The organism is Streptomyces sp. EDA2-14 (assembly GCF_054963755.1).
The window spans coordinates 280,636-288,776 of record NZ_JBUEGE010000008.1 but is presented as its reverse complement, the minus strand read 5'-3'; the positions used below and the strand labels follow the sequence as shown (position 1 = coordinate 288,776).

The following is an 8,141-nucleotide window of genomic DNA, read 5'->3' as shown; positions in this document are numbered from 1 at the left end:
CCGTCGAGAACGACGCGGCCGGCACCGAGGGCAAGAACGACGAGAACGGTGAGGCCGCGAGCCCCACCAAGGACAAGAAGGACGCCGTCCCGTCGCAGCGCGACGAGGGCGACGAGCCGGCGGAGAAGGTGAATGCCGGTGCCTAGGATTCCCTTTGGTGACTGGGTCAACAGCATCGTCCAGTGGATGCTGACCCACCTCGACTGGCTGTTCGGCTTCTTCGAGAGCATCTTCAACGGCGTCTACAACGGCCTGAGCGACCTCCTCCAGGCGCCCGAGCCGCTGCTGATGGCGGGCATCTTCGCCGTCGTCGCGTTCTGGCTGCGCGGCACGCTCGCGGGCGTACTCACCTTCGTCGGGTTCTGGTTCATCCAGAACCTGGAGCTGTGGGACGACGCGATGCTGACGCTGTCGCTCGTCCTCGTGTCGACGCTCATCGCGCTGATCATTGGCGTGCCGCTCGGCATCTGGGCCGCGCGCTCCAAGCGCGTCAGCAACCTGTTCCGTCCGGTCCTGGACCTGATGCAGACGCTGCCGGCGATGGTCTACCTGATCCCGGCCATTCTGTTCTTCGGTTCGGGTGCCCCGGCCGGTATCGTCGCGACGCTGATCTTCGCGGTGCCGCCGGGCGTGCGCATGACCGAGCTGGGCATCCGGCAGGTCGACGAGGAACTGGTCGAGGCCGCCGACGCGTTCGGCACGACCCCGGCCAAGACCCTGTGGCGCGTGCAGCTGCCGCTGGCCCTCCCGACGATCATGGCGGGCGTCAACCAGGTCATCATGCTCGGCCTGTCCATGGCCGCCATCGCGGGCATGGTCGGCACCGGCGGTCTCGGTGGCTCCGTCAACGAGGCCATCGGCCAGCTGAACGTCGGCCTCGGCGCCGAGGCCGGTATCTCGATCGTCATCCTGGCGATCTACCTGGACCGCATGACCAGCTCGCTCGGCCAGCAGGTCTCCCCGCTCGGCCGTCGCGCGCTCGCCAAGCTGCGCGCCGCGCACGGCATGAAGATCTGGTCCTACCGCCCCCGCCCGGCCGTCGCCGTGGTCGGTGTCGTCGTCCTCGCGCTCGTCGCGGGCGGCATGGGCATGTTCGGCCAGAACAACGCCTCCACCTCCCAGGCCGTGTCCACGAACGTGGGCCAGGGCAAGAAGATCTCCATCGGCTACATCCCGTGGGACGAGGGCGTCGCCTCGACGTTCCTGTGGAAGGAGATCCTCGAGCAGCGCGGCTTCGACGTCGAGACCAAGCAGATGGACGCCGGTCCGCTCTACACCTCGCTCGCCGACGGCAGCATCGACTTCGAGACCGACTCCTGGCTGCCGACGACGCACGCCCAGTACTGGAAGAAGTACGGCGACAAGCTCGAGGACCTGGGTTCGTGGTACGGCCCGACGTCCCTCGAACTGGCGGTGCCTTCGTACATGAAGGACATCAAGTCCATGGAGGACTTGAAGGGCCAGGCCGACAAGTTCGGTGGCAAGATCACCGGCATCGAGGCCAGCGCCGGCGAGATGGGTCTGCTGAAGAGCAAGGTCCTGAAGGAGTACGGCCTCGACAAGGAGTACAAGGTCGTCGACAGTTCCACGCCGGCCATGCTGGCGCAGCTGAAGCGCGCGTACTCCGCCAAGAAGCCGATCGTCACGACGCTGTGGTCGCCGCACTGGGCGTACAACGACTACAAGCTCACGAAGCTCAAGGACCCGAAGGGCGCCTGGGGCAAGGGCGACGGTGTGCACACGCTGGCCCGCAAGGGATTCGGCAAGGAGTTCCCCGAGGCCAACAAGTGGCTCAAGAACTTCAAGATGAGCGAGAAGCAGCTCACCAGCCTTGAGGCCGAGATCAACAAGGTCGGCAAGGGCAAGCAGCAGGACGCCGTCAAGGCGTGGCTGAAGAAGAACCCCGGCTTCGTCAACAAGGTCGCCCCGGTCAAGCAGAGCGCCCCGGCCGAGGCCAAGCGCCCGGTGAACGTCGCCTGGTTCCCCTGGGACGAGGACGTCGCGGTCACCCACCTCTGGAAGCACGTTCTGGAGAAGAAGGGCTACAAGCTCAACCTGAAGCAGATGGACGTCGGCCCGGTCTACACCGGCCTCGCCGGCGGTGACCTGGACGTCAACTTCGACGCCTGGCTCCCGCACGCGCAGTCCAACTACTGGGACAAGAACAAGAACAACCTCACGGACCTGGGCAGCTGGTACAGCCCGACCTCCCTCGAGGTCTCCGTCCCGTCCTACGTGAAGGGCGTCAAGTCCTACGAGGACCTGAAGGGCAAGTCGAAGCTCTTCGACGGCAAGATCATCGGTATCGAGGCCGGTACCGGCGAGATGAGCCTGCTGAAGAAGGACGTGCTCCCGGCCTACGGCCTGGACAAGGAGTACAAGGTCGTCGACGGCTCCACGCCGGCGATGCTGGCGCAGCTCCGTCGCGCGTACGCCAAGAAGGAGCCGATCGCGGTCGTGCTCTGGTCCCCGCACTGGGCGTACAACGACTACAAGCTGACGAAGCTCAAGGACTCCAAGAAGGCCTGGGGCCCGGGTGACAAGATCCGGACCATCGCCAACAAGGAGTTCCCCAGCAAGTACCCGCAGCTCACGAAGTGGTTCAAGAACTTCAAGATGAGCGAGGACGAGCTGGCGGGCCTGGAGTCCGAGATCAAGAAGCAGGGTCAGGGGCACGAGGAGGCGGCCGTCTCCAAGTGGCTCGAGACGCACCAGGACGTCGAGAAGCGGATGACCGCTTCCTGACCTTCTGACGCACGACCGACCCTGAGGGGCGGGTTCCCGAGAGGGATACCCGCCCCTCACGGCGTTGTGCAAGCGATCCGATCGTGACCCACCGCATTCCCGCGCTCACATGAAACCGCGGGGTGAACATGCGTAGGGTGCATTCAAACGAACCGGGCACATGAACGACCGGCGGGAGGGAGCGGAAGCCATGGACGAGCACAAGGAATCACTTCGCGTGGGCGCGGCCGTCCGGCGCCGCCGCCGCTCCCTCGAACTGACCCTGTCGGCCGTCGCCGAGCGCAGCGGCCTGTCAGTACCGTTCCTCAGCCAGGTCGAGAACGAGCGGGCGCGACCCAGCCGCCGCTCCCTGGAGAAGGTCGCCGACGCCCTCGGCACCACCGCCGTCGAACTGCTCGCCGCCGCCGACCCGGCCCGCACCGTGGATCTGGTGCGCGCCGACGACGCCTCCGTGGAGAGCGGCGACGCCTTCGTCGTACGGTCCCTGGTCCGCGGCCACCACCAGATGCACGCCCAGGAGTTCGTCGGCGACCACGATCCGGGCCGCGAGTTCCAGCTGCGCAACGACGTGCTGATGCATGTGACGGAGGGCGCGGTCGAGGTCGAGGCGGAGGGGCGCGCCTACCGGCTCGTCCGCGGCGACACCCTGTACCTGACCGGCGGTGTCCGGCACCGGTGGCGGGCGACCGTGCCGGACGCGCGCGTGGTCGTGGTGGCGGTCGCCGAGCACATCGAGGCGGTCGACGAGCCCGGCCCGAAGTAGCGGCGGCCCGCCGTGCGCGTCGTCTCGCTGGTCCCGTCCCTCACCGAAGCGGTCGCCGTGACGCTGCCCGGAGTGCTCGTCGGCGCGACCGAATGGTGCACACATCCGGCGGGCCTCGACGTGGCCCGGATCGGCGGCACGAAGAATCCCGACGTCCGCGCGATCGTCGCGCTGCGCCCGGACCTCGTCGTCGCCAACGAGGAGGAGAACCGGGCGCCGGACCTCGCCGCCCTGCGCGCCGCGGGCATCGAGGTACTGGTCACCGAGATACGCGAGCTGCCGCAGGCCGTGGCCGAGCTGGACCGGGTGCTGCGGGCCTGCGGGGCGGGCCTCCGGCCGGACTGGCTGACGCTTGCGGAGGTCGCCTGGGCCGAACTGCCCGCGCCGGAACACCGGTTGAGGACAGTCGTGCCGATCTGGCGGCGCCCGTGGATGGTGCTCGGCCGGGACACCTTCGCCGGGGACCTCCTCGCCCGGCTCGGCGTGGACAACGTGTACGCGGGCCATGCCGAGCGCTATCCGCGGATCCCGCTCGACGAACTGCGGGCGGTGGAGAAGGACGTGGTGGTGCTGCCCGACGAGCCCTACCGTTTCACGCGCGAGGACGGACCCGAGGCGTTCGAGACACCCGCGGCCCTGGTCAGCGGGCGCCATCTCACCTGGTACGGACCGTCCTTGGCGACCGCGCCGCGTGTCCTCGGCGAGGCGTTGCGGCGGGCGGCGGGGGAGCGCTGACCGACGGGGACCGTCGCACGGCGCTCCTCAAGCGGTACCGGGCGCTCAGGCGCCGACCGTGGCGGCGGGCGCGGGGCTCGCCGCCGGCCGGGGCGCCGCGAGCAGCCGGCCGCTGAGCAGACCGCGCGCCGTGCGCACCGCGGCGACCGCCCAGATCGCCACGAGACCCACGTACAGCACGACGGCGAGGGCGTCGAACGCCGCGAGGCCGGTGTGTCCGCCCAGGCCCTCCGCGCCGGTCACACAGGTGCCGACGGGGAAGGTGAACGCCCACCACGTCATCGCGAAGCCCATGCCCTCACGGCGGGCCCGCCGCACCATCGCGAGGGCGAGCGCCAGCCACATCAGGGCGAAGCCCATCACCGGCACGCCGTACAGGACGGCGAACGCGGTGAACCCATGTGCGTACGAGGCGGGGAGCACGCCGTCCGCGGCATCGGCGAACTTGTTCGCGGCGGTCGTCGACTGGCCCAGCGGACCCAGCACGAGGAACAGCGTCGGGGTCAGCGCGAGCGGCAGCGGACCCGCCGTGACGAGCCGCGTGAAGATCGCCGGCAGCATCACCAGCGTCGCGAGCAGGCTCAGTCCGAACATGGCACAGCAGGCGAACAGGAGCGTCTGCTGCGCCTGCCCGGCCGGCAGGTGCGGCACCAGCAGCGGGCCCACGGCCGCCGACACCATGGGAGCCACCACCGGCAGCAGCCACACCGGCGAGGCCTCGTCGAGGGCGATCCGGTGCCGGACCACCATCAGGTACGGGATGGCGACGGCCGCGGTGAGCGCCACCGCCGTGCCCGCCATGAACAGCACGACGTCCACGGCGACCGCCGCCCGGACACCGATCCAGTCCTGCCCGACGAGCACCGTGCCCGCGCCCACCGCGAGCAGCGCCATGGACAGGCAGCCGTAGAACGGCGCGGCCGTCGGGTCGAGCAGCTGCTCCCTGGCCCGGTCGCGGTGGTGCGCCCAGTGCAGGGCGCGGGCGCCGAGGAGGGCGAGGAGCAGGACGAACGAAAGGGCCCACACCACCGTGAGGCCGGTGCGCAGGCCGGTGAACCGTACGGGGAGCGTGGCGCCCGCGTTGGCGACGATCGCGGTGCCCATGACGGCGGCGTACCAGTTCGGTCCGAGGTGCCGGACGGCGGCGCGGACGCCCGTCGTGGGGACGGTGCGGGTGCGGGGCAGGGGACGGGATGCGGGAGAGGCGGTGCTGACCATGGTTCCACGGTCCCGCCGACGCTCGCCCCCCACCAGGGACGTTCTCGCTATGAACGCATAACCTGGGCTTATGAGCCAGGAGGACACAGGACCAGCAGTACCGGAGCACGCGATCGACGCGGGGCTCGCGCACCGTGTGCCCGAACTCGGCGCGCTGCAACTCCTCCTCGCGGTGGCCCGCCTCGGCAGCCTCGGCGCGGCCGCCCGCGCCCTCGGCATCACACAGCCCGCCGCGAGCAGCCGGATCCGGTCGATGGAGCGGCAGCTCGGGCTCGCGCTCGTCGACCGCTCGCCGCGCGGCTCCCGGCTCACCGACAGCGGAGCGCTCGTCACGGACTGGGCGCGGCCCATCGTGGAGGCCGCCGAGCAGTTCGACGCGGGGGCGTCGGCGCTGCGGGACCGGCGCGACTCGCGGCTGCGGGTGGCGGCGAGCATGACGATCGCCGAGTACCTGCTGCCGCGCTGGCTGATCGCGCTGCGGGCCGAGCGGCCCGACACGGCGGTGTCGTTGCTGGCCGGGAACTCGACGGCAGTCGCGGAGCGGCTGCTCGGCGGCGAGGCGGACCTCGGGTTCGTGGAGGGGCGCACGGTCCCCGCGGGTCTCGATTCGGCCGTCATCGCGCACGACCGGCTGATCGTGGTGACGGCGCCGGGGCATCCGTGGTCGCGTCGCCGCAAGCCGCTGGCCGCGCAGGAGCTGGCCGCCACGCCGCTCATTCTGCGGGAGGAGGGTTCGGGGACGCGGCAGGTGCTCGACGCGGCGCTCGGCGGGCTCGCCCGGCCGCTGATCGAGCTCTCCTCGACGACCGCGGTGAAGTCGGCGGCGGTGAGTGGGGCGGGGCCTTCCGTGCTGAGCGAGTTGGCGGTGGGGGAGGAGCTGGCGGCTCGGCGGCTCGTGGAGATTCCCCTGGAGGGGGCGGAGTTGGGGCGGGAGCTGCGGGCGGTGTGGCCGACCGGGCATCGGCCTGCCGGCCCGGCGAGGGACCTGCTGTCGCTCACCCGGTCCGGTTGAGCCCAGCCGGGGGTGACGTCTCGGGGCTCCGCCCCGGGCCCCGCTGCTCAAGCGCCGCAGGGGCTTGAAGGGGACACCTGGCGCGGAGATGCTCGGGGCGGCCGTCGTGGAGGCGCGGACGCAGGTCGGGGGGTTCTCGCCCGGTGTCGCCGCGCGGGTCGTGCTGGAGGACGGGCGGCGGGCGTTCGTCAAGGTGGTCGGGGTGGAGGCCAATCCCGCCAGTCCGCGTCTGCATCGTCGGGAGGCGCGCAACGCCGCCGCTCTGCCGGTCGGTGTGCCCGCCCCTCGGCTGCTCGGTACGTACGACGACGGGAGCTGGGTGGCGCTCGCCTTCGAGGACGTGGCGGGACGGCAGCCTCATGTGCCGTGGCGGGAGAGGGAGTTGGCGCGGGTGCTGGAGGCTGTGGACGGGCTGGTGCGGCTTCTTACGCCCGCTCCGTTTCCCGCGCGCGGCGTCCGTGAGGAGTTGGGCGGTCACTTCAACGGCTGGCGGCGGCTGCTCGACGAGGGGCGGGTGGCGGAGGCGGGGCTCGATCCGTGGACCGTGCGACGAGTCGAGCCGCTGGCCGAACTCGCCGAGCCCTGGGACGACTTCGCCTCCGGCGACACGCTCGCACACGCCGACCTCCGTGCCGACAACATGCTGCTCACCGCGGACGGCGTGGTCTTCGTCGACTGGCCGCACGTGCTGCGCGCCGCGCCCTGGTTCGACCTGCTGCTGATGCTGCCGTGCGTACGGGCGCAGGGCGGTCCCGATCCCGAAGAGGTGTTCACAGGGCACCCGTTGGGCCGTGCGGCCGACCCGGAGGGAGTCACGCGGACGCTCGCCGCTCTCGCCGGGTTCTTCCTGGCGCACGCAGCCCGCCCCGCCCCGCCGGGGCTGCCGACGCTCAGGCCGTTCCAGCGGGCGCAGGGGGAGGCCGCGCTGGCCTGGTTGCGGACCCGGCTCAGAAACCGTGCGGCGTACCCGCGGCTCGTACCAGACCTTCCGTGACGCGCGCGTCCTCGCCCATCTCCGGATGCCACTGGACACCCATCACCCAGGACATGCCCGGCAGTTCGACGGCCTCCACCGTGCCGTCGTCGGCGTGGGCCGAGGCCACGAGGCCCCTGCCGAGCCGGTCGACCGCCTGGTGGTGGTACGTCGGGACCTCCGTGGCCTCCGGGACGAGGTCGCCGTAGCGGGTGCCGGGCACCGGGGTGACCGTGTGGTTGCCGAAGACGCCCGTCTCCTTCACATGGCCCTCGATGTGCTGGGTGAGCGTGCCGCCGAGCGCGACGTTCAGGAGCTGCATGCCGCGGCAAATGCCGAGCAGCGGCGTGCCGGACGTCAACGACGCCCGGATCAGGGCGAGTTCCCACGCGTCCCGCTCCGTGGCCGCGGGCCCGGTGCGCGGATCGCGCTCGGCGCCGTACCGGCCCGGATCCACGTCGGGGCCGCCCGCCACGATCACCCCGTCGAGCCGGGCCACCACGGAAGGCGCGTGCTTCGGGTCGTCCGGGGGTGTCATCGCGGCCAGGCCGCCCGACTGCTGCACGAGCCGCGGGTAGCCGACGGGCAGCAGCGCGGCGGGCATCTCCCAGATCCCCCAACTGGCCCTGCCCTCGAGATAGGTGCTGATGCCGATCAGCGGCCTGCTCACCATGGTGTCCCGCTCCCCGATGCCG

General features: G+C 71.1%; 7 protein-coding genes. 5 read left to right on the top strand and 2 right to left on the bottom strand.

All coding sequences use genetic code 11. The annotated features are described in order from the left end of the window. Positions 1-138: 138 nt before the first annotated feature. The 3 genes from ACY34M_RS22030 (at position 139) to ACY34M_RS22020 (ending at position 4,243) form a co-directional block, all read left to right on the top strand. Positions 139-2,745 carry an ABC transporter permease/substrate binding protein gene (locus ACY34M_RS22030; protein WP_462719476.1) on the top strand — a complete coding sequence of 869 codons (2,607 nt, stop codon included), beginning with the start codon at positions 139-141 and terminating at the stop codon, positions 2,743-2,745. A gap of 190 nt (positions 2,746-2,935) precedes the next feature. Beyond that, positions 2,936-3,508 carry a helix-turn-helix domain-containing protein gene (locus tag ACY34M_RS22025; protein ID WP_462719477.1) on the top strand — a complete coding sequence of 191 codons (573 nt, stop codon included), beginning with the start codon at positions 2,936-2,938 and terminating at the stop codon, positions 3,506-3,508. A gap of 12 nt (positions 3,509-3,520) precedes the next feature. Next, the gene (locus tag ACY34M_RS22020) at positions 3,521-4,243 is read left to right on the top strand and encodes a helical backbone metal receptor (protein ID WP_462719478.1); all 723 of its coding nucleotides are present in this window, start codon (positions 3,521-3,523) and stop codon (positions 4,241-4,243) included. Positions 4,244-4,288: 45 nt separating this feature from the next. Here ACY34M_RS22020 and ACY34M_RS22015 read toward each other — a convergent pair whose 3' ends face one another. Then, on the bottom strand, positions 4,289-5,461 hold the full coding sequence (locus ACY34M_RS22015) for a TDT family transporter (protein ID WP_462719479.1): 1,173 nt from the start codon (positions 5,459-5,461) through the stop codon (positions 4,289-4,291). Between the two features lie 70 nt (positions 5,462-5,531). Between ACY34M_RS22015 and ACY34M_RS22010 the strand changes: the two genes are divergently transcribed. Both ACY34M_RS22010 and ACY34M_RS22005 read left to right on the top strand, forming a co-directional pair. Further along, a complete protein-coding gene (locus tag ACY34M_RS22010; RefSeq protein ID WP_462719480.1) occupies positions 5,532-6,473 on the top strand; it encodes a LysR family transcriptional regulator in 942 nt (313 codons plus the stop codon). A gap of 88 nt (positions 6,474-6,561) precedes the next feature. Then, entirely contained in the window at positions 6,562-7,467 is a 906-nt protein-coding gene (locus ACY34M_RS22005; protein WP_462719710.1) for a phosphotransferase family protein, read from the top strand. Here ACY34M_RS22005 and ACY34M_RS22000 read toward each other — a convergent pair. Beyond that, on the bottom strand, positions 7,421-8,119 hold the full coding sequence (locus tag ACY34M_RS22000; RefSeq protein WP_462719711.1) for a gamma-glutamyl-gamma-aminobutyrate hydrolase family protein: 699 nt from the start codon (positions 8,117-8,119) through the stop codon (positions 7,421-7,423). The two genes, ACY34M_RS22005 and ACY34M_RS22000, sit on opposite strands and share 47 nt — an antisense overlap. Positions 8,120-8,141 lie beyond the last annotated feature (22 nt).